Genomic DNA, 20552 nt, shown 5'->3' on the forward strand with positions numbered 1-20552 from the left:
ATTTTACTGCAGGGGCCGGGCACCAGGACCGCCGCCATGGCCGGGCTCGAACTTCAGGCGGCCTTCGAGCACTGCCTGGGCCGTCTCCCTCAGCGTGAGGTCATGGGCGAACGCGTAGGCGCGCAGCAACAGCAATGAGTCCGCCGCGGTCGCGCCGGACTGGGCAAGGACCATGCCCGTTGCCTGGTGGATTTCACGGCGCGACATCAGGGGTGGATCGAGGGCAGGGTCCGTGTCCGGAGAGCCGATCGTCAGGATCTTCCGCAAAAGGTACCAGGACGTCTGGCCGGCAAGTGTGGCCGCCGTTGCCTGGTGGGACCTGTTCAGCGTTCCCGCGGCGGAGTGATAAAGCTCAACAACGCCCAGGTCCGCAGCGCCGATAGTCAGCGGGAAGACAAACAGTGCAGCCGCGTCCGTCCCGTTAATCGCCCTGTGGAACATCGGCCATTCCGGGTGCGGAACACCTTGTGCGTCAGGAACCAGCACAGGCAGCCGGGTCCGGACCGCGCGCCAGCGGGGCCCCTCGCCCAGGCTGAACTGCAGTTCATCAAGCCTTGCAGCCAAAGCGTCACTGGCACAGATCAGGGATTCAGCTGTCGCGCCGCCGAAAAGGGATACGGCGGCGCCGGTAACGGGCAGTTTCTCCAGATAGGGGCCACACAGGTCCTCTTCACCCGCCAGCCCGGGTGCAATGTCCATGGTGAGCCCCTGTTTCCTGATTCATTCCGCTGTCGCCGGGTTGGCTGCTGGCTGAACCGGAACGGTGGTGTGGTCACCTAAGGATACCCACCGTCGCCGGTCAGTTCAGCCGCAAGATCACGGCAGCGTTTCGCCGCCCTTCGGGTTCACCAGGCTGGATGTCTCCATCAGGTGGGCGAGCAACGCCAGCTCCGGGCGCCGCGGATAAGCGGCCAGGCAGCGACGGAGCCGGAGCTTTATTTCCGCCAGCCCGGGCGAAGTGTCTTCGAGGATGGACGAGATGATGTCCAGCGACTGCTCTGCAAGGGGGCTTGCGTCAGGTGCTGCGGGATACCGGGTCCGGTCCACGAGCCCGCGGATGGGGGTAGCGAGACTTTTGCCCATTTTTACTTGGTCCTCCTGGATAGCCGTGATGGGCCGATGCCAGGGTCCGGGGCAATAATTTGAGCATATCGGATCAGTTGCCGGCCCAACAGGCCTCCGCTCCCCTATCAACACCCCCTATCAACGCCGGCCTGGCACCGGCGACGGCAGGGGTACCGGCCAGGGCGCCGGGTCAGGAATGTAGCGGCGCGTTGTCGATCAGCCGGACCGGCCCGACCTTGGCCGCAATGAGCGCCAGGGCCTCCCCCCGGAACGGGGTCTCCCGGCAGTTCTCGGCCAGCGGCTCCAGGGTGCCCGGGTCCACAACGTCGAAGTAGTCCAGGGCCACCAGGGGCTGCGACTCCACCATCGCCTGCGCGGACTCCAGGTCCAGCGGTTGCCGGGCATGCGCCCGTTCCTCAAGCAGGCGGAGGGCCCTGAAAAGCACCAGCGCCGCCTCCCGCTCCTCGTCCGACAGGAAGCGGTTGCGGCTGGACAGCGCCAGCCCGTCCACGGCGCGCACCGTGGGCACCCCCACAATCTCCACCGGAAAATTGAGGTCAGCCACCATGCGCCTGACCAGCGCCAGCTGTTGGGCGTCCTTCTGGCCGAAGTAGGCACGGTAGGCGGGCAGGCCGGCACGTGCCGCGCCGCCGTCCGGCAGCCCTGCGGCCGGCATCCCGTAGTGGAGCAGTTTGGCCACCACGGTCAGGGCACCGTCGAAATGCCCCGGCCGGGACGCCCCCTCCCACTTTTCCCCGAGCCGGCCGGACGTCACGCGCACCAGCGGTTCGCCGCCGGGGTAGACCTCATCGACTGATGGCGCAAACACCAGGTCCACGCCTTCGGCTTCCAGCAGCGCAAGGTCGGCGTCCAGGGTGCGGGGGTAGCGATCCAGGTCCACGGCGTCACCGAACTGCAGCGGGTTGACGAAGACCGTGGCCACCACCACGTCATTCTGTTCGACGGCGGTACGCGCCAGGGCGGCATGGCCCTGGTGCAGCGCACCCATCGTGGGCACCAGACCCTGTGAGGCTCCGTGCTTGGAGGCAAGGAGCCGGGCTCCCTCAGCGTGGAGGCCTGCCACCGTGGTGACGAGCTTGATGGGCATCTTCAGTCCTCCTTCGGTTCGAGGGCTTGGCGGAGTCCCTCCAGCTGTTCGGCTTTCAGCAGCCCGCGCCCTTCGGCGCGCAGGGCTGTGGCCCGGGCCATCGCAAGGTAGGCCTCGAGGACGTCGCCGTGGCCGCCGCCGTCGAACTCCCGCAGCGCGGCCGCGTGCGCGGAGACGGTTCCCACGTCGCCGCGGGCTACCGGCCCGGTCAGGGCGGACTCCCCTGACGCCAGTGCATTCTCCAGCGTGGCCCGCAGGAGCGGGCCGAGCATGCGTTCCGGCAGCTCCACTCCCACCGAGCGCAGCAGCTCGGATGCCTGGGCCACGAGGGTCACCAGGTGGTTCGAACTGTGGGCCAGGGCCGCGTGGTACAGCGTCCGGTCCGCCTCGGCGATGGCCACCGGTTCCGCACCCATCTCAACCACCAGCGCCTGGGCGATGGGGAGCATGGCGGCATCTGCGGTCACTCCGAACGTGCAGTCCAGCAGCCGGGTCAGGTCCAGGCTCATCCCCGTGAACGTCATGGCCGGATGCAGGGCGAGCGGGACAGCCCCGGCAGCGCGCACCGGGTGCAGGACCCCCACTCCGAACCGGCCGGAGGTGTGGGCAACCAGCTGGCCCGGCTGCCAGGCGCCGAGCTTTGCCAGCCCGTCCACCAGGCCCGGCAGGGCGTCGTCGGGCACGGCCAGGAGGACCAGTTCCGCGCGCTCCACAATGTCCTGGACCTCCAGGACAGGCACGCCGGGAAGCAGCGCCTCCGCCCGTTCACGGCTCGCCTCGGAGACAGCTGAGACCCCGACGACGGCATGTTCGGCAGCGCGCAGGGCGGCACCGAGCACCGCCCCCACTTTGCCGGCACCAATGATTCCGACGCCGAGGCGTCCGGGCTTAGCCATGCTGCCCGCCTTCCTGTTGTTGGGGCGTCCGGGTTTCGGCCGGTTCCACTGTCGGGCCGGGCTCCCCCGCCGGAGCATCCGGGACTACCTGCCGGAGCCACTGTTCCGTAGTCTGCCGCTTCCTGGCCAGCCGGGCGCGTGCGGACTGTGCATCGAACAGTGCCAGCGCCTGGGCAGTGCCGGCCTGCGTGAGCCGGGGCGCAACGGGACCGGGCGTGGTGTGCAGCACCAGGTCTGCCACGCCGAACCGGCGCGCCAGCGGGCCCTGGTGCAGGGCCATGGACTGGGTGCGCTGGTGCGGAACCACCACCAGCTGGCGCCACCAGCGGCCGGAGCGGAGAAGCAGGGCCGTGTCCGTGGCCGTGAACCCGTTCCGCCGCCAGCCCAAGGGGGCAAGCCAGCGTGCGCTGCGCGGAGTGGTGACGAAGCCGCCGTCGGAATCCAGGCCGGTGAGGCCGGCGCCGAAGACTGCAGCGGGATGCGCGGTGCCGGGGTCCGGCAGCACCAGCGCCAGCATGGCCATCACGTCTCCAAGTCTGCCCACGGGCAGCAGCGTGGTCCGGGCCGAGCCCTCGCCGGCGTTCTCCACGATGCCGTAACCGGCCACGTTGACCTGCATCCGGTACCAGCCGAGCGGCCGCCATAACGGCGGCTGGGTGATTTTCAACGCCTGGATGCGTCCCGGCGGCAGCGTCTGCGCCTGGGTGTCCAGCAGGCCGTAGCGCAGGCGGATGCCGTCCGGTGAGATCGCGGCGCTGAAGTTGTAGCCCTTGTTGAACAGTCCCCAGTAGCTCGCGGCGAGGCCCACGGCGGCCGGAATGAGGTAAAAGTAGAACCCCTGGTGTTCGGTGATGGCCGAGAGCACCACGGAAACGATGCCGCCAAGCACCACGAAGAAGCTTTGCTCGCTGAGCAGCAGGGAACCGACAAGGCGCGACGGCGGCACCGAAAGCACCGGATATTCCGGCGCCTCGGGGGCGGGCTCGCCGGGGCGGTCCGGGCCCGTGATGACACCGGCCGCCCGGGCGAGGATCGTGGCACGCAGCTGCCGGGCGTCGTCGATCTTCAGGTAGGCGAGCCGCACCGCCGACTCTCCGGCGTCCGCCACCTCGAACTTGAGTTCTGCCAGGCCGAAGATCCGGGCCAGCAGCGGCTGAACGATGTCGATTGCCTGGACCCGGTCCAGCCGTGCCTGGCGCTGCTGCCGGAACAGGAACCCGGTATTGACGCGGACGTAGCCGCCGGACACCTGGTACTTGGTGAAGTACCAGGTGAGGATGAACCCCAGCACCGAGGCCAGTAGCACTGCGCCGCCGCCCACCAGCAGCAAGGGGGCACGGCCGGCGAAGTCTTCCTCAACAACGGGCCGGCCCTGCAGCGCGCGTTCAAACACGTCACGGCCAAGGAAGAAGCCAATGGCCGCCAGGGCAACCCAGCCGCGGACAAACGGCGACGCCGGGTGCACGCGCAGCCATTCGCCGTCGGGCGCGGTGCCCGGCAGCGGTTCAGGGGCGTTGTTGCCGGACGCAGTGGCCGGGGCGCCGGGCCACTGCGGAGGTCCCTCTGCCGTCACAGTCCTGCCAGCCTGGCTTCCCCGCGCGCCGCCAGCTGCTCGCGGAGCCGTGCGCCTTCGGCGGCGGGCAGGCCGGGGATCTGGGCGTTGGTACCCGGCGCTGCGGTGTGGAGCTTGAGCGTGCACAGTCCAAGAGAGCGCTCCACCGGGCCCACTCCGATGTCCACGTACTGCATCCGGCCGTAGGGGACGGCCATGGTGCGCTGGAAGAAGATGCCGGTCCGGATCAAGAGGTCATCGTCCCGTTCGGCGTAACCGATGGCGCGGACCTGCCGCGGGATGAGCGCGAGCCGCCAGAGGGCCACCACCAGCATGGCGGCCGGCACGGTGGCGGCAAGCCACAGCGGCGGCCAGGCCCACGCCTCCGCGAGGACGAGGACCAGCGGCAGGGAGAGGACCAGCACGGCGGCCAGGTTTCCAAGGGCCCACTGCACCACCCTCACGGTGACATATTTGGGGGACACCCGCTGCCAGGTGATGCCGGGAGGATCAATCGCCCCGGTATGCATATTCGCCTTCCCCGGACGCCTCGCCAACGGCACGGCCGGGCTTCCCGTCGAGGCCTTTGGTTTCGCCGTCCTCCGGCGGGATCCTGCAGAACCGTTCCACCAGCAGGCCCACCACGATCATCACCAGTCCCCCGCCGGCCATGGCAAGCGCGAGCCAGGTGATGGCCTGGTCGCTGCGCAGGCTCCAGATGCGCAGCTGGTCCAGGAAGATGCCCACGTGCCAGCCCAGCAGCACCGTCCCGGCGTAGGCGCAGGCCTGCGCGAGTACCAGGGTGCGGGCGGCGAGGAGCGGATCCAGCACCGGCCGCTTACGGGCGGCGCCGCCCTTGCCGCCGTTCTTGGCGCCGTTGGCGCTGATGCTGTTGCGCCACCTGAGGACCCTGATCCCGAGGATCAGCGTGATGGCCACGATCACGCCCATGGTTGCCAGTGCCGTGGGCGGCAGGACGGGGGTGGACATGCCGTACCGGCTGGTCACCACGGTCGCGGACCAGCCCGCCACGGCCAGGATGAAGCCGATGAGCAGCAGGCGCAGCGGGTTGATGGGCTTCATAGTTCCTCCACCGCCCCGGCCGTGGGCATTCCGTCGAAGTCGCCAAAGCCGTCAAAGGGGACGAGGTCGTTGAAGTCGCCTGCCTTGGCGGCAAGGGTGCTGATCCGTTCACCGTCCAGGACGGCGGCGGGTTCAATAAGGGACCACGGATAGAGGACGAACGCCCGGCTGGCCGCGAGGGGATGCGGCAGGGTCAGGGCAGGGTCCTCGCTGCGGACGTCGCCGTAGGTGATGATGTCGACGTCGAGCGTCCGCGGCCCCCAGCGCACCTCCCGGACGCGGTGGTGCTTGTTTTCCACCGCCTTGCAGTGCTCCAGCAACTGCCGCGGGGTGAGGCTGGTTTCAACCGTGATGACCATGTTCAGGAAGTCGGGCTGCCCGGCCGGCCCGCCTACGGCCTTCGTCTGCACTACCGGCGAGACCGCCAGCAGCCGCACCTCCGGCGGGTCTACGAGGTCCGCGACGGCCGCGCTAAGGGTATCGTTGCGCTCGCCCAGGTTGCTGCCGAGTGCAAGGACCGCCTTGGTATAACCGCTGTTCATGGCCCCTCCCCCTGGGCTTGCCTTTCCGCGGCATTCCGGGTGCGGTGGACGCTGACTGACACATCGCCGAAGGGAACCTCGATGGGAGCCTGCGGTTTGTGCACGGTGATGTCCACGGCCTGGAGCCGGAATTCGGCCAGCAGGCCCTCCGCGATCCGCACCGCCAGCGCCTCGATCAGGTTCAGCGGCTCGCCCGCGATCCACTCGGTGATACGCTGCGCCACCTCGCCGTAGTGCGCGGTGTCCCGGACGTCGTCCGACTCGGCCGCCTTGGCGAAGTCCAGGTACAAGACGGCGTCCACAACAAAAGGCTGGCCCTCGCGGCGCTCAAAATCAAACACGCCGTGATGGCCGACGGCGGTCACGCCGCTCAGCGTAATCCTGTCCATGGGTGCGCTTAACTGCCGGCGCGGGGTGCGGCCATGCGCGCGGCCACCTTGACGGCGTCAAGGCTGGGGCCGACGTCGTGCACGCGGACGGCCCAGGCGCCGCGGTAGGCGCTGATGGCTGTGATGGCGGCGGTGGCCCCGTCACGTTCCTCGGGGGCGGCGGACTTGCCGGCCACGGTGAGCAGGGTGCCGAGGAACCGCTTGCGGGACGCACCAACGAGGATCCGGTGGCCCAGGCCTTCCAGCTGGTCCAGGTTCTGCAGGAGCTCCCAGTTCTGTGCGTCGTTCTTGGCAAACCCCAGGCCCGGATCGATGATGATCTGTTCCTGGCTGACGCCTGCGGCGTAGAGCTTGTCCCGCACCCCGGCGAGCTCGGCTGCCACTTCCGCCGCCACGTCCTTGTATTCGGCCAGCGAGTTCATGGTGCGGGCGTCGCCGCGGCGGTGCGTAAGGATGTAAGGCGCTTTGGAGGAGGCCGCGAGCTCGGCCATTTCCGGTTCGATGGTGAGCCCGGAGACGTCGTTGATAATGGCGGCGCCGGCCTTCAGGGCTGCGGCGGCCGTGGAGGCATGGGTGGTGTCGATGCTGACCAGGGCGCCGGCCTTCACCAGCGCCTCGATGACGGGAACTACGCGCCGCTGTTCTTCCTCCGGGCTGACGTCCTCGGCGCCGGGGCGGGTGGATTCGCCTCCGACATCGATGATGTCCGCGCCCGCGTAGAACATGCGGAGCCCTGCCGCGATGGCGGTGTCCGCCGTGGGGTGGCTGCCGCCGTCGCTGAAGGAATCCGGAGTGACGTTCAGGATGCCCATCACCAGGGTGCGGCCGGTGGGCAGGTCTTCGAACCGGGCTGCCGGGCGCGGTTTGCGCAGGACGGGCAGTGGCGAGGTTGCGGGGCCGGTTCCCGGCGCTGCAGCTAGTGAATCCATGGTCTGTTGATTACCTTCCGAGGATGAGGCTCATGGCTTCGGCGCGGGTGGCCGGGTCATGAAGCTGCCCGCGGACCGCACTGGTGACGGTCTTCGCTCCGGGCTTGCGGATACCGCGCATGGACATGCACATGTGTTCGCATTCAACAACGACGATGGCGCCGCGCGGCTTGAGGTGGCGGACCATCGCTTCGACGATTTCAGTGGTGAGGCGCTCCTGCACCTGCGGGCGGCGGGCGTAGATGTCCACGAGCCGGGCCAGCTTGCTGAGGCCCGTCACCTTGCCCTCATGCGACGGGATGTAGCCCACATGGGCCACGCCGTGGAACGGCACCAGGTGGTGCTCACACGTGGAATAGAAGGGGATGTCCTTGACGAGGACCAGTTCCTCATGGTCCAGGTCAAAGGTGGTGGACAGGACGTCCGCGGGGTCGTGGTGCAGCCCGGCAAACACCTCGGCGTAGGCCTTGGCCACACGCCTGGGGGTGTCTACGAGGCCGCCGCGGTCCGGGTCCTCTCCAATGGCCAGGAGAATTTCACGGACAGCTGCCTCGATCCGGGGCCGGTCCACTTTGTTGTGCTTTGAGTGGTGGGCGCCGCCCTCCGCCGGGTAGCCGGCGGAGGCGGAAACGTCGTCGTCGTCGAAGTGGGTCACGTAAGAAAGCTTAGCCGCGAAGGGCGTCAGGCCCCGCGTCCGTTACCCCGCCCCGGAACGGTGCATCCTCGGGAACACCCTGCGGGTGCGGCGGCTGCGCGTCCAAAGGCTCGTCCAGGCGCGCCTTCTTGGCCTCTTCCTGGGCCTCGCGCTCCGCCCTTTCCTGGCGGGACTCCACGGGGCCCGCCATCTGGACCGGGCGGCTCTCCTTGGACAGCCACACCTCGCGGAAGTCGCGCTTGCGGATGTCCCTGAAGATATCGGCGATCTCGGCCTGGTTCAGCGTTTCGCGTTCCAGCAGTTCCAGGGCCAGCCGGTCCAGGACGTCCCGGTTCTCGGTGAGGATGGCGTAGGCCTCGTCATGGGCCTGGTCGATGAGGCGGCGCACTTCCTCATCCACCACGTAGGCGATCTGGTCCGAGTAGTTGCGCTCGTGGCCGGCATCGCGGCCCAGGAACGGTTCGCCGCCGCCCTGGCCCAGCCGGACAGCGCCAACCCGCTCGCTCATGCCGTATTCGGTGACCATCTTCCGCGCGGTGCCGGTGGCCTTTTCGATGTCATTGGACGCGCCGGTGGAGGGGTCGTGGAACACGATCTCCTCGGCCACGCGGCCGCCCATGGCGTAGGCCATCTGGTCAAGCAGTTCGTTGCGGGTCACGGAGTACTTGTCGTTGTCCGGGACCACCATGGTGTAGCCCAGGGCGCGGCCACGGGGAAGGATGGTGATCTTGGTGACCGGGGCGGAGTTCCGCAGTGCGGCTGCCACGAGGGCGTGCCCGCCTTCGTGGTAAGCGGTGATCTTCCGCTCGTGTTCCTTCATGACGCGGCTGCGCTTCTGCGGGCCGGCCATGACGCGGTCAATGGCTTCATCCAGCGCGCGGTCGTCGATGAGGTTCGCGTTGGAGCGGGCGGTGAGCAGCGCGGCTTCGTTCAGGACGTTGGCCAGGTCCGCGCCCGTGTAGCCGGGGGTCTTTTTGGCCACGGCCTTGAGGTCCACGCCCGGTGCCATCGGCTTGCCTTTGGCATGTACCTGCAGGATCTGGTCGCGGCCGATCATGTCCGGTGCGTCCACGCCGATCTGGCGGTCGAAGCGTCCCGGACGCAGCAGTGCGGGGTCCAGCACGTCGGGCCGGTTGGTGGCGGCGATGAGGATGACGTTGGTCTTGACGTCGAAGCCGTCCATCTCCACCAGCAGCTGGTTGAGGGTCTGCTCGCGTTCGTCGTTGCCCCCGCCGATGCCCGCGCCGCGGTGACGGCCCACGGCGTCGATCTCGTCGACGAAGATGATGGCCGGGGAGTTGGTTTTGGCCTGCTCGAAGAGGTCGCGGACGCGGGAGGCACCCACGCCGACGAACATTTCCACGAAGTCGGAGCCGGAGATGGAGAAGAAGGGGACGCCGGCCTCACCCGCGACGGCGCGGGCCAGGAGGGTCTTGCCGGTACCGGGAGGGCCGTAGAGCAGCACGCCCTTGGGGATCTTGGCGCCAACGGCCTGGAACTTGGCGGGCTCCTGCAGGAATTCCTTGATTTCCTGGAGTTCCTCCACTGCCTCGTCGGATCCTGCGACGTCGGCGAACGTCACCTGCGGCATGTCCTTGCTGACCATCTTGGCCTTGGACTTGCCGAACTGCATGATCTTGGAGCCGCCGCCCTGCATGCGGGTCATGAGGAACCAGAACAGGGCGCCCAGGAGGATGACGGGAATCAGGAGGGAGAGCAGGCCGGAGAACCAGTTGCTCTCGATGGGCTGGTCCGTATAGCCCTGGGCGGGCTTGGCCTCGGTTACCGCCTTGACCACGTCCTGCGCACGGGCGTCCACGAAGAAGAACTGGACGCTCTTGCCCTTGTCCTGCCCGTCAAGCTGCAGGTTGTCCTTCAAAGTCAGGTCCACGCGGTTTTCGCCGTCGAAGATCTTGGCCTGCTCCACCTGGTTTCCGGAGAGCAGTTCCAGGCCCTTGTCAGTGTCGATCCGTGCCGCACCGCCTGGGGCCAGCGTTGCAAAGGCCACCAGGAGCAGACCGACCACGACGACGATCCAGATGCCCGGGCCTTTGAAGAAGTTCTTAGCTTTCATCTGTTCGGGGGCTGGCCCCGTCCCTTCCGGTAGTGCTGCACGGCGAGTAGTCTGCGCGCGTGATGGTGCTGCGTCAGCTTCTAGCTATACACCGTCCGGAGTAGATCACGCATGATGGACGGCAAAAGTTCCCTGTGGGCGTAGTGGCGCCAGGGCGGCGGAGGACCTGCTCCAGGGGGCGTGGTGTCACCGGACTATTTCCGACGGCGGCGTGCCGGGGGCCTACTCGTAGACGTGCGGGGCCAGGGTACCCACGAAGTCCAGGTTGCGGTACTTCTCCGCGTAGTCCAGGCCGTAGCCCACCACGAACTCGTTGGGGATGTCGTAGCCGACGTACTTGACGTCGATCTCCACCTTCGCGGCAGTGGGCTTGCGGAAAGCGGTGCAGATCTCCACGGATGCGGTGCCGCGGGACTCCAGGTTGGTCTTGAGCCAGGACAGGGTGAGGCCGGAATCGATGATGTCCTCGACGATCAGCACGTCCTTGCCCATCAGGTCCGTGTCCAGGTCCTTCAGGATCCGGACCACTCCGGAGGACTGGGTGCCTGAGCCGTAGGAGGACACCGCCATCCAGTCCATGGAGATGTGGCTGTGCAGCGCCCGGGCCAGGTCCGCCATGACCATCACCGCACCCTTGAGCACGCCCACGATGAGGATTTCGCGGCCCTCATAGTCCTTGTCGATCTGCTCAGCCAGCTCCGTGATGCGCTGCTGGATCTGTTCCTTGGTGTAGAGAACGTGCTTGAGGTCTGCCTGGACGTCGTTTGAATCCACCAATGGCTCCTGTGTAGATGCGGGGTGCGACTATTTTGCGGGCGGTTTTTGAGGCCGGAATACTAGCTTCCCACAGCGGGCCGCTTCGCGGGGAACGGGGTTGGCGTTATCGGTTGCGGCCTGGCCGCTTACGGTTCCCGCCGCCTCCAGCTCCGCGAGGGACAGGCGGTAGGCGCTCACCCCGCCGGGCAGCTCCACCGGCCCGGCCGAGCCCTGCCTCCGCAACAGCGCCTCCGCCGCCAAAAGGCGCTGGTAGCCGGGCTGCTGCCCGCCGACGTCGGCCGCCGCCTTGGCGATGACGCGGTACCTGATGGCCGGGGCGAGGGCGCGCAACGCCTCCTCCGGGAGGCTCACTTCGGCGCCGTCCCGTTCAACGAGCGCCGAGAACGTGGTTTCCGCCACGTCCTCAAGGTAGTCGGCGTCCAGCTGGAGGATTGAAGCGGTCCGGGCGAGGGATTCGGCGACGCCGGGGCCCAGTTTTTCCTCAAGGTGAGGGAGCACTTCCACCCGGGTACGGGAACGTGCGAAGGCCGGGTCCGAGTTGGTGGGATCATGCCAGGGCTGCAGCTGCTCCACCTCGCAGATCTCCTCCGTATCCGCCCGGCGGAGCCCCAGGAACGGCCGCAGCAGGAGTCCCCGCTCCGGCCTCATGCCGGCAAGGGAGCGCGTGCCGGAGCCGCGGGCCAGGCCAAGGAGCACCTGTTCCGCCTGGTCGTCCAGCGTGTGGCCCAGCAGGATGGCTCCGGCGCCCTGGCCGGCGGCGGCGGCTTCAAGCGCTTCATGCCGGGCCTCCCGGGCCGCTGCCTCCGGACCCATGCCGGCCGTTGCCACCGTCACGGCACGGATCTCCACGGGCGCCAGGCCCAGGTCCCGCAGTGTCCGCGCGGTTTCCGCAGCCACGCCTGCGGACCCTTCCTGCAGCTGGTGGTCCACCACCACCGCTCCCACCGTGACCGGGTGGCCGTCCACGTGCCCGCGCCGGGCAAAGTAGGCGGCGACGGCGGCCAGCGCCAGGGAGTCCGGCCCGCCGCTGCAGGCCACCAGGACATGCCGCGGGTAACCCGCCTGCGCCAAGGCGTCCTGGAGCGCCTTACGCGCCTTGCCGACGACGGGCGCCAGCCTCCCGGGCCGTCGTCGTCCGCTCTGGAAGCCGCTCCTCCCGCCGGTGCTGTCGCCGCCCGGGCCGCCGGATGCTGCGTCAGGTGACTCGCTGCGAGGCAATCAGAGTCCCATCCGGTCAAGCCACAACTTGGCGTCGTGGATCTCCGGCTCGGTGGGCAGGTGGTCTGCGGACTCCCACACCTTGTTAAAGCCTTCCATGCCGGCCACATCCACCACGGCCCGCACAAACCTGGCGCCGTCCGAGTATTGGCGCATTTTGGCGTCCAGGCCAAGGAGGCTGCGGATGAACTTTTCGATCACGCCGCGGTCCTTGCCGCGTTCGTTGAACCGCTGCCGGATGGTCTTTACGGACGGGATGATGCTGGCGTCCACGGCATCCATCACCACGTTCGCGTGGCCTTCGAGGAGGCTCATCACGGCGGTGAGGTGGGAGATGGCCGCCTTTTCCTCCGGGTCCTGGAGGAGGTCCAGGATGGCACCGCGGCCGGGGGTGTTTCCGGAGGCGGTGCGGTCCTTGAGGGAGCGTGCGGCGGCGGTGGCCCGCTCCATCAGGGAGTCGACGTTGCCCAGCAGGTGAACGCTGAGTTCGTCGATCTGCTCAAGCATGTGGTGCCGCAGCCAGGGGGCGGCTGCGAACTGCACGCGGTGGGTCTGCTCGTGCAGGCACACCCAGAGGCGGAAATCCTCAGGCGCGACGTTGAGTTCGCGCTCCACGGCCACGATGTTCGGGGCAACAAGGAGGAGCCTGCCGCCGGCAGGGGCGGTGGAGCCTTCCGCGAGTGCGGCGAAGGGATCGTACTGCCCCAGGACCTTGCTGGCCAGGAATGCCAGGACGGCGCCGAGCTGGCTCCCGGTGATGGCCCCGCTGACGCTGGCGGCGCCGGGGCTCAGCGTGCCGCGCCGGCTTTCCAGCATCTTTTCCATGGCAGGCTTGAGCATCACCGCGAAGCTCTGCGTGTTGGCCTTGGCCCATGACGCCCGGTCCACCACCAGCACGGAGGAGTCCCGGAGGTCGCGTGCCGCCTCCAGCCCGGTGATCTGGTGGACGTGCTCAACGGACACATCCGCCAGGCGGCGCAGGCTGTCCACGGCCTCACCCATGGCGGCCTCGCTGAGCACGGGCCCGGCCGGGGCCAGGCGTGCGGCGGTGGAGGCGGCGAGGTCCCAGTTGATCAAGGACTGTGCCGTGGCGGACAACGTCTGGGTTGACGACTCGCGTGCAGTGGGCTCCATGGTTCCCATCAGAACACAGCATGCTGTGGATAGTCCTTAAGTTCGCTGACCGGCGAACCCTTCGGAGCACCCGGCCGGCCACGGACGCACTTGCACAGGCGATTCACAGGATGCGGAAAGCGCGGCTCTATCCCGTCCGGCAGGGTAGTAACCAAGAGCCGAACAACCCGACCGCCACCAGCAGGAGCGGCCCCGCCCCGCATGAGCGGTGCTGGCCCGGACCGTTTATGCGGGGCAGGACCGCGCCCACGGAAAACACGCGGCAGGAAGTGTCACCGCACTGGACGTTGAGTCCGGGTTCGTCGCACCGCCAACGGTGCCGGCCGCGCCGGCCCGTCGCACTTGGTACTTCACCGGCAGCCGCAGCCTGCGAGCGCGGTGGCGGCGCGGTCCAGGGCTTCCTTGTTGCCCGCAGTCCCGGGGGTGAGCCCGTTGCCGATGAAGGAAAAGACCAGGAGCCTGCCGTCCGCGTCAACCACATAGCCGCTCAATGCGAGCACTGTGTTCAGCGTGCCGGTCTTGGCCCGCACCAGCCCGGCGCCGCCGGCAGTGGCGTCGCCGCCGTAGCGGGTGTCCAGGGTTCCGGTCAGGCCGGCCACCGGGAATCCGTCCAGCGCGGCCCGCAGCCTGGGATCCGTGCCCGAGGTGATGGCCCGCACCGCCTCGGTAAACTGCCGGGCCGAGACCTTGTTGCCCATGGCCAGTCCACAGACGTCCACCAGCTTCAGGGCATCCGTGGCGAGGCCGGCTGCGGAGAGCTGCGCACGGACTGCCGCCGTGGCGCCGTCGTTGCTGCCGGGCAGCCCGTCCGCCAGTGCCGTGAGCCGGCCCAATGCTTCCGCCAGGTAGTTGTCAGAGTCCTGCAGCATCACGTCCACCTGTTCGGCCACGGTGGCGGACTGCACCTCCGCCAGCAGCCTCGGTTCACTGGAATCCTCCCCGGGAGCGGCCGTTGCCGCCGCGCGGGCTGCCGCGGCGCCTGCTCCCGCCGGCTGGGGTGAACGTTCGACGGCGGCTGCCACAGTGAGTCCCGCGGCGGCGCCTGCCGTCCGCAGCCGGGCGGCAAACTCCTCGCCGGCAGCCATGGCGGAGTCCTGCGGGCGTGCACCGGTGGTGACAGCGGGATCGTACCGGGCTGAGTTCAGGGCCAGGGGGAACAAGGGTGCCACTTCGCCGGCGGCCACATCCCCGCTGTCCCAGGCCGGGTTCAGCGCGGGTCCGGTGAAAAGGGAGTCGTCCACGAGGACCTTGAGCTCCCCCGCCGCGCCGTCAGCCTTCAGCGCCTCCACCGTGCCGGCAGCCAGGGATGCCAGGCCGGCGCGTCCCATTGCCCGTTCGGGGTTCGACTCACCAGGCCCCAGGAGCACGTCCCCGCCGCCCACCAGCACCACCTGCCCGGGCGCCGGCCCGGCAACAACAGTTGTGCTGAAACGGTGCCCGGGCCCCAGGGACCGCAGGGCGGCGACGGCGGTGAGCAGTTTCATGTTGGACGCCGGAACGCGGCCTTCCGATCCGCCGCGGTCAAACAGGACCTCGCCGGTCAGCGCATCCTGGACCAGCGCGGTGAACGTTCCGCCGCCGTCGGCCTTTAACAGCGGATCCAGCTGCGCCGTGACGGCGGCCCGGGCCGGGACGTCCGCCGAAGGATCGAGTGTGGCCAGGCCCGGCCGGGCAGAGAGCGTGGCGGGAGCCTGCTGCCATGCGGGCGCGGGCGGAGCGGGGGCAGGGGCCTCGGGACCCAGGAAGCCGGGGGCCACCAGCAGGGCCGCCGGGACGGAAAGGGCAACCAGGAGGGCCGCCAGCAGGACCAGCAGCCAGGACCTCCGCAGACCGGTGACGCCCCTCAGCGCTGCCTGCCGGACACGGCCGTACTGCCGGTCCGTGCCGATTGTCTTGGTCATGCTGGTGCCGGTCCTCAAGTCCTGAAATTTCCCCACAAGTTCCTGATTCCAGGGCCTCTCGCTATATCCTCAATAATAGTCGGCGGCACCGACAGTGCTTTTTGTTGCCCGTCAGAAGTGCCGCGAACCCCCTGCAATTGCCGAGGAGCATTCCATGAAGCATGACGTGACCATCGAGATCCCCAAGGGATCACGCGTCAAGTATGAAGTTGACCACGAGACCGGCCGCGTCCGCCTGGACCGCGTCCTCTTCACCTCCATGCAGTACCCCACGCACTACGGATACTTCGAGAACACCCTCGGCGAGGATGGCGACCCGTTGGATGCGCTGGTGCTGCTGCAGGACTTCGACCTGCACCCGGGCGTCATCGTTGAGTCCCGCCCCATCGGCGTCTTCAACATGACGGACGACGGCGGCGGAGACGCCAAGATCCTCTGCGTGCCGGTGGACGCCCGCTTCGACCACATCCAGGAGGTCAGCGACGTCAACGACTTCCTGATCAAGGAGATCGAGCACTTCTTCACCCGCTACAAGGACCTGGAGCCGGGCAAGTGGGTCAAGGCCGAGGGCTGGGGCGACCGCGCTGCCGCCGAGGCCGAGCTGGAAGCTTCCATCAAGCGTTACGTGCCCACCAAGCACTGATTTCCTGAAGCAACGCGGGGTCACTCCGCGCCGAATTCTTCGCCAGAATTGGGCCGGAAGTGACCCCGCGTTGTGGTTTAAGGTGAATTGGTGAGCTCAGCGCCAGTCTTCAACCCGCCCTGCGGTCCTGTCACCGGCTGGCGGGACGGGGACGTCGTCCGCGCAACCGGGATCCCTTACGCCACCGCCGGACGTTTCCAGCCTCCCGCCCCGGCGCCTGGCTGGACGGTTCCGTTTGCCGCCACCTCCCCCGCGCCCGCCTGCCCGCAGGGGCCGGTGCCGTTCCTCGATGACGTCCTGGGCACCCGCTACGGGGAGCTGCCGGGGAGCGAGGACTGCCAGAACCTCTCCATCACCATGCCCGCCGGCGTTGCCTCCGGCGAACAGCTCCCCGTGATGGTCTGGATCCACGGCGGCTCCTACACCACCGGCTCGGGCGATCTTGCCATCTTCGACCCCGCGGCGCTGGTGTCCGAGAACCGGGTGGTGGTGGTCTCTGTGACGTACCGCCTGGGGCTGTTCGGCTTCCTGGCGACCCGCACCGGCCGGCCGGGGAACCTGGGCCTCCTGGACCAGCTTGAGGCATTCCGCTGGGTGCAGCGGAACATTGCCGCGTTCGGCGGCGACCCGGGCCGGGTGACGGCCTTCGGCCAGTCGGCCGGAGGTGACGCGATCGCGCACCTCATGGCCACAGCCGAAGCACCGTCCCTCTTCCAGCGGGCCATCATCCAAAGCGCCCCGCTGGGAATCTCCCGCGGCAGGGCGAAAATGAACCATGCCATGGGCATCGTTGCCGAAGCCGTGAACGAGGAGACGCCCGCCATGGACATCGTTGAGCGGGAGGACCACGTTGCCCAGGTAGCTCGGAAATTCGGCATGCTGGCCGCCATGCCTTTCGGAACCCAGTATGGCCATGCACCGCTGCCGGCGGAACCGGATATTGAAGCCGCCTGGAACCGCGCCGCGCCCGGCGTTGAGGTGCTGATCGGGCATACGTCCGAGGAAGCACGGCTGTTCCTGCCCCGCAGCCCCTACCTCAGCCGGCTGGCGCGCGTCCCGCTGGTGGGGTCTGCCGCCGTCCGCGCCATTGACTGGGTGGTCACCGAGACCGTCTATGCGAAGGCGGCGCGGAGGTTCGCCCGGCGCCATGCCCGGGCTGGCGGGAAGGCCCACCGCTACGTCCTGAGCTGGCATGCCCCGGGAAACATCTTCGGCGCTGCCCACACTGTTGACCTCCCGCTGCTTTTCGGCAACCGGAACACGTGGGACGGCGTGGGCCTGATTGCCGGCGCCAGCTGGGATGAGGTCAACGCGGCCGGACGCGAGCTGCGGGCGCTCTGGGCACGGTTCGCCCGCGGCGATGACCTCGGCAAACACGGCACCATCCCGGGAACGCTGCGCTACCGGGCAGCTTGAGGGTTCCGATGCGGACTTTAGGCGTCGACCTGGCCGCCGCCACCAGGAAAACCGCCGTGGCGGTCCTCGAATGGGGCAAGGATTCCGCCGGCCTGGTGCACCTGGCGCTGGATGTGGGCGACCAGGAGATCGTGGAACTGTTTGGCGGCGCCGCCATGACGGGGATCGACTGCCCGGTGGGGTGGCCTCGGGCCCTGATCCCGTTCCTCACCGGGCACCTTACCTTCGACGCCGACCCCGTGCTTGCGCATGACGGCATCGAAGGCCGGCGGCTGCTTGCCTACCGTGACACGGACAGGTTCGTCACCCGCCGGACCGGACTGATCCCCCTCAGCGTCTCCGCGGACCGGCTGGCGCACCCGGCCATGCGGTGCGCGGTGATCCAGGCAAAGATCGCAGCGCTCCACGGCCCCCAGCCCAGGGACGGATCGGGACGCCTCGCGGAGGTCTATCCGGCTGCTTCCCTGAAACTGTGGGGACTGGTCGCCCGCGGCTACAAAGGACGGGGGACCCCGGAAGCCGACCGGCTTTCCATGCTCCTTGCGAACCTGCGGCAGCAGGCCCCCTGGCTGGACCTGGCCGGGCAGGAGGACAGGCTTGCAGCCTCGGACGACCTGTTCGACGCCGTCGTCGCGTCCCTCACCGCCCGCGCGGCCGCCGTCGGGCTTACCGCGCCCCCTGACGGCGCGCACGCCGCAGCCGCCCTCGACGAGGGGTGGATCCACCTGCCCTCCTGCGGGCTGGCGGAACTCGTCAGCTAGCGGGATCCTCGCCGCCAAGGGTCCAGTTGCGGATCTCCTCCGGGTCCTCCCCATGCAGCCGGGTGTGTTCCCGGGCCCTCATCCGCCGGTCCTGGAGGTTCTGCCGGAGGAGGGAATGCCTCTCGGCCAGCCCGGGCACGCGGTCGATCGCGTCGATGGCCAGCTGGAACCGGTCGATCCCGTTCAGCATGGCCATGTCGAACGGCGTGGTGGTGGTCCCCTCTTCCTTGTAGCCGCGCACGTGCAGCCCGTCCTGGTTGGAGCGGCGGTAGGCAAGCCGGTGGATCAGCGCGGGGTAGCCGTGGTAGGCGAAGATGATGGGCTTGTCCGCCGTGAAGATCCCGTCGAAATCCCGGGCAGGAAGCCCGTGCGGGTGCTCGCTCACGTCCTGCAGCCGCATCAGGTCCACCACGTTGACCACCCGGACCTTCAGTCCGGGCGCGCCTTCCCGGAGCAGTTCGGCTGCCGCAACGGTCTCCACGGTGGGCACGTCACCCGCGCAGGCCATCACGACGTCGGGCTCCTCGCCGGGCACCTCGGACCCCGCGAACGCCCAAATCCCCAGCCCCCGTCGGCAGTGGTTGGCGGCGTCGGCGGGGCCTAGCCAGGTGGGCGAGGGCTGCTTTCCGCTGACCACGATGTTCACGTAGTCGGTGGAGGCCAGGCATTGGTCCATGACGTACAGCAGGGTGTTGGCGTCCGGCGGCAGGTATACCCGGATGACCTCCGCCTTCTTGTTCACGGCATGGTCAATAAAACCCGGGTCCTGGTGCGAGAAGCCGTTGTGGTCCTGCTGCCACACGTGGGAGGACAGCAGGTAGTTCAGCGATGCCACCGGCTGGCGCCACGGCAGCTGCCGGTGCACCTTAAGCCACTTGGCATGCTGGTTGAACATGGAGTCGACGATGTGGATGAAGGCCTCGTAACAGTTGAAGACCCCGTGCCGGCCGGTCAGGAGGTAGCCTTCCAGCCAGCCCTGGCACAGGTGTTCGCTGAGCACCTCCATCACGCGGCCGGACCGCGCAAGGTGCTCGTCGGCGTCGTCAATCCTGTACTGCCATACTTTGTCCGTGACCTCGTAGACGTCCTGCAGCCGGTTGGAGGCGGTCTCGTCCGGGCCAAAGAGCCGGAACGTTTCCATGTTCCGCGAGATAACGTCCCGCATCCACGAGCCCAGCGTGACCATCGGGCTGACGCGCTCGGTCCCCGGCTCCGGGACCTCGACGGCGTAGTCCCGGTAGGCAGGCAGCCTTAGCGCCTTCCGAAGCAGTCCGCCGTTGGCGTGCGGCGTTGCGCTCATCCGGAAAGCGCCCGTGGGCGCGGCCTCGGCGACCTCGGGCCGGAGCCTGCCGTCGCCGTCGAACAGCTCCTCCGGGCGGTAGGACTGCAGCCACCCTTCCAGCTGCTTCAGGTGCTCCCCGTTGGTGCGGACTTCGGAGAGCGGGACCTGGTGGCTGCGCCACGTCCCCTCAACCTGCAGCCCGTCCACTACGCGCGGTCCGGTCCAGCCTTTCGGCGAGCGCAGCACGATCATGGGCCAACGGGCAGCGGCATCCGCCCCGTCCTGTCCGGCCCGGGGAGACCGCCGTGAGTCCTGGATGGCGCGGATGCCGGCCATGCAGCGTTCCAGCGCATCCGCGAAGTCGCGGTGCGCCTGCTCCGTGTTGTCCGGGTCTTCCACTGTCACGAAGTAGGGCTCATGCCCGTAACCGCGCAGCAACTGCTCCAGCTGCTCTTCGGGCATCCGGGCCAGGATGGTGGGGTTGGCGATTTTGTACCCGTTCAGGTGCAGGATGGGCAGCACCGCGCCGTCAGTGGCCGGGTCCAGGAAGTTATGGGAGTGCCAGCTGGCGGCCAGCGGGCCGGTTTCCGCTTCGCCGTCACCAATCACGACGGCGGTGACCAGCTGGGGGTTGTCAAGGACCGAGCCGTACGCGTGGGCGAGGGAATACCCGAGTTCGCCGCCCTCGCTGATGGAGCCGGGGCTTTCCGGCGCCGCGTGGCTGGGGATGCCGCCCGGGTAGGAAAACTGGCGGAAGAGTTCGGCCATGCCGTCGCCATCGTTGCCCACGTGGCCGTAGACCTCGGAGTAGGTGCCTTCCAGCCAGGCATTGGCGACGACGGCGGGGCCGCCGTGGCCGGGACCCGCCACAAAAAGCATCTCGGCGGAGTCGCGGCGGATGATGCGGTTCAGGTGGGCATAGACGAAATTTAGCCCGGGGGTGGTGCCCCAGTGGCCCAGCAGCCGGGATTTGGTGTGTTCGGCCTGCAGCGGTTCGCGCAGGAGCGGGTTGGAGCGGAGATAGATCTGCCCGACGGAAAGGTAGTTGGCGGCGCGCCACCAGCGGTCCACAAGTTCAAGTTCGCCCTGCCCCATGCTGCCGGCCATAACCATCCTCACGTCGCGTT

The 20552-nt window shown here is 68.4% G+C and carries 20 protein-coding genes; 3 read left to right on the forward strand and 17 right to left on the reverse strand.

Features of this window, described 5'->3' with window-relative positions; translation table 11 throughout:
• Positions 1-3 precede the first annotated feature (3 nt).
• The 16 genes from ACQ3DC_RS13955 to dacB all read right to left on the reverse strand — a co-directional run bounded on the left by ACQ3DC_RS13955 (position 4) and on the right by dacB (position 15323).
• A complete protein-coding gene (locus ACQ3DC_RS13955) occupies positions 4-699 on the reverse strand; it encodes a GAF and ANTAR domain-containing protein (protein WP_157239741.1) in 696 nt (231 codons plus the stop codon).
• A 117-nt stretch (positions 700-816) separates the two neighbouring features.
• Positions 817-1083, reverse strand: coding sequence for a hypothetical protein (locus ACQ3DC_RS13960; RefSeq protein ID WP_430752507.1), 267 nt, complete (start codon positions 1081-1083; stop codon positions 817-819).
• Between the two features lie 172 nt (positions 1084-1255).
• On the reverse strand, positions 1256-2173 hold the full coding sequence (panC, locus tag ACQ3DC_RS13965) for a pantoate--beta-alanine ligase (RefSeq protein ID WP_321215063.1): 918 nt from the start codon (positions 2171-2173) through the stop codon (positions 1256-1258).
• A 2-nt stretch (positions 2174-2175) separates the two neighbouring features.
• Complete coding sequence (locus tag ACQ3DC_RS13970; protein WP_321215062.1) at positions 2176-3069, reverse strand: Rossmann-like and DUF2520 domain-containing protein; 894 nt, start codon at positions 3067-3069, stop codon at positions 2176-2178.
• Positions 3062-4642 carry a PH domain-containing protein gene (locus ACQ3DC_RS13975; RefSeq protein WP_430752508.1) on the reverse strand — a complete coding sequence of 527 codons (1581 nt, stop codon included), beginning with the start codon at positions 4640-4642 and terminating at the stop codon, positions 3062-3064. The genes ACQ3DC_RS13970 and ACQ3DC_RS13975 overlap by 8 nt, the downstream gene beginning before the upstream one ends.
• Positions 4639-5151: a PH domain-containing protein gene (locus tag ACQ3DC_RS13980; RefSeq protein ID WP_157239748.1), complete on the reverse strand. Its 513-nt coding sequence runs from the start codon at positions 5149-5151 to the stop codon at positions 4639-4641. The genes ACQ3DC_RS13975 and ACQ3DC_RS13980 overlap by 4 nt, the downstream gene beginning before the upstream one ends.
• A complete protein-coding gene (locus ACQ3DC_RS13985) occupies positions 5132-5704 on the reverse strand; it encodes a DUF3180 domain-containing protein (RefSeq protein WP_321215060.1) in 573 nt (190 codons plus the stop codon). Before ACQ3DC_RS13985 ends, ACQ3DC_RS13980 begins: the two co-directional genes overlap by 20 nt.
• The gene (gene folK, locus ACQ3DC_RS13990) at positions 5701-6246 is read right to left on the reverse strand and encodes a 2-amino-4-hydroxy-6-hydroxymethyldihydropteridine diphosphokinase (protein ID WP_430752509.1); all 546 of its coding nucleotides are present in this window, start codon (positions 6244-6246) and stop codon (positions 5701-5703) included. Before folK ends, ACQ3DC_RS13985 begins: the two co-directional genes overlap by 4 nt.
• Positions 6243-6635 (reverse strand): dihydroneopterin aldolase, encoded by a 393-nt coding sequence (gene folB, locus ACQ3DC_RS13995; RefSeq protein ID WP_321215059.1) that lies wholly within the window; start codon positions 6633-6635, stop codon positions 6243-6245. The genes folK and folB overlap by 4 nt, the downstream gene beginning before the upstream one ends.
• Before the next feature lie 8 nt (positions 6636-6643).
• Positions 6644-7564, reverse strand: a complete 921-nt coding sequence (gene folP, locus ACQ3DC_RS14000; RefSeq protein ID WP_321215058.1) for a dihydropteroate synthase — start codon at positions 7562-7564, stop codon at positions 6644-6646.
• Between the two features lie 10 nt (positions 7565-7574).
• Positions 7575-8219: a GTP cyclohydrolase I FolE gene (folE, locus tag ACQ3DC_RS14005; RefSeq protein WP_321215057.1), complete on the reverse strand. Its 645-nt coding sequence runs from the start codon at positions 8217-8219 to the stop codon at positions 7575-7577.
• Positions 8220-8229: 10 nt separating this feature from the next.
• Complete coding sequence (gene ftsH, locus ACQ3DC_RS14010; protein WP_323057831.1) at positions 8230-10293, reverse strand: ATP-dependent zinc metalloprotease FtsH; 2064 nt, start codon at positions 10291-10293, stop codon at positions 8230-8232.
• Between the two features lie 222 nt (positions 10294-10515).
• Positions 10516-11067 carry a hypoxanthine phosphoribosyltransferase gene (gene hpt / locus ACQ3DC_RS14015; protein ID WP_104996440.1) on the reverse strand — a complete coding sequence of 184 codons (552 nt, stop codon included), beginning with the start codon at positions 11065-11067 and terminating at the stop codon, positions 10516-10518.
• Between the two features lie 30 nt (positions 11068-11097).
• Positions 11098-12186: a tRNA lysidine(34) synthetase TilS gene (gene tilS, locus ACQ3DC_RS14020; protein ID WP_157242780.1), complete on the reverse strand. Its 1089-nt coding sequence runs from the start codon at positions 12184-12186 to the stop codon at positions 11098-11100.
• 102 nt (positions 12187-12288) lie between these two features.
• Positions 12289-13422 (reverse strand): zinc-dependent metalloprotease, encoded by a 1134-nt coding sequence (locus ACQ3DC_RS14025; RefSeq protein ID WP_430752510.1) that lies wholly within the window; start codon positions 13420-13422, stop codon positions 12289-12291.
• A gap of 350 nt (positions 13423-13772) precedes the next feature.
• Positions 13773-15323, reverse strand: a complete 1551-nt coding sequence (gene dacB, locus ACQ3DC_RS14030; RefSeq protein WP_430752511.1) for a D-alanyl-D-alanine carboxypeptidase/D-alanyl-D-alanine endopeptidase — start codon at positions 15321-15323, stop codon at positions 13773-13775.
• 154 nt (positions 15324-15477) lie between these two features.
• Here dacB and ACQ3DC_RS14035 point away from each other — a divergent pair, with 154 nt between their 5' ends.
• The 3 genes from ACQ3DC_RS14035 (at position 15478) to ACQ3DC_RS14045 (ending at position 18143) form a co-directional block, all read left to right on the forward strand.
• Positions 15478-15966 carry an inorganic diphosphatase gene (locus tag ACQ3DC_RS14035; RefSeq protein WP_157239765.1) on the forward strand — a complete coding sequence of 163 codons (489 nt, stop codon included), beginning with the start codon at positions 15478-15480 and terminating at the stop codon, positions 15964-15966.
• Positions 15967-16053: 87 nt separating this feature from the next.
• Positions 16054-17382 (forward strand): carboxylesterase family protein, encoded by a 1329-nt coding sequence (locus tag ACQ3DC_RS14040; RefSeq protein WP_430752512.1) that lies wholly within the window; start codon positions 16054-16056, stop codon positions 17380-17382.
• A gap of 8 nt (positions 17383-17390) precedes the next feature.
• Positions 17391-18143, forward strand: a complete 753-nt coding sequence (locus tag ACQ3DC_RS14045) for a DUF429 domain-containing protein (RefSeq protein ID WP_430752513.1) — start codon at positions 17391-17393, stop codon at positions 18141-18143.
• Here the strand turns inward: ACQ3DC_RS14045 and ACQ3DC_RS14050 are convergent.
• Positions 18136-20532 (reverse strand): phosphoketolase family protein, encoded by a 2397-nt coding sequence (locus ACQ3DC_RS14050; protein ID WP_430752514.1) that lies wholly within the window; start codon positions 20530-20532, stop codon positions 18136-18138. The genes ACQ3DC_RS14045 and ACQ3DC_RS14050 overlap by 8 nt on opposite strands.
• Between the last annotated feature and the right edge of the window lie 20 nt (positions 20533-20552).

The sequence above is a fragment of the Paenarthrobacter sp. NEAU-H11 genome, assembly GCF_050573415.1.
In the GTDB taxonomy this organism is placed as follows: domain Bacteria; phylum Actinomycetota; class Actinomycetes; order Actinomycetales; family Micrococcaceae; genus Arthrobacter.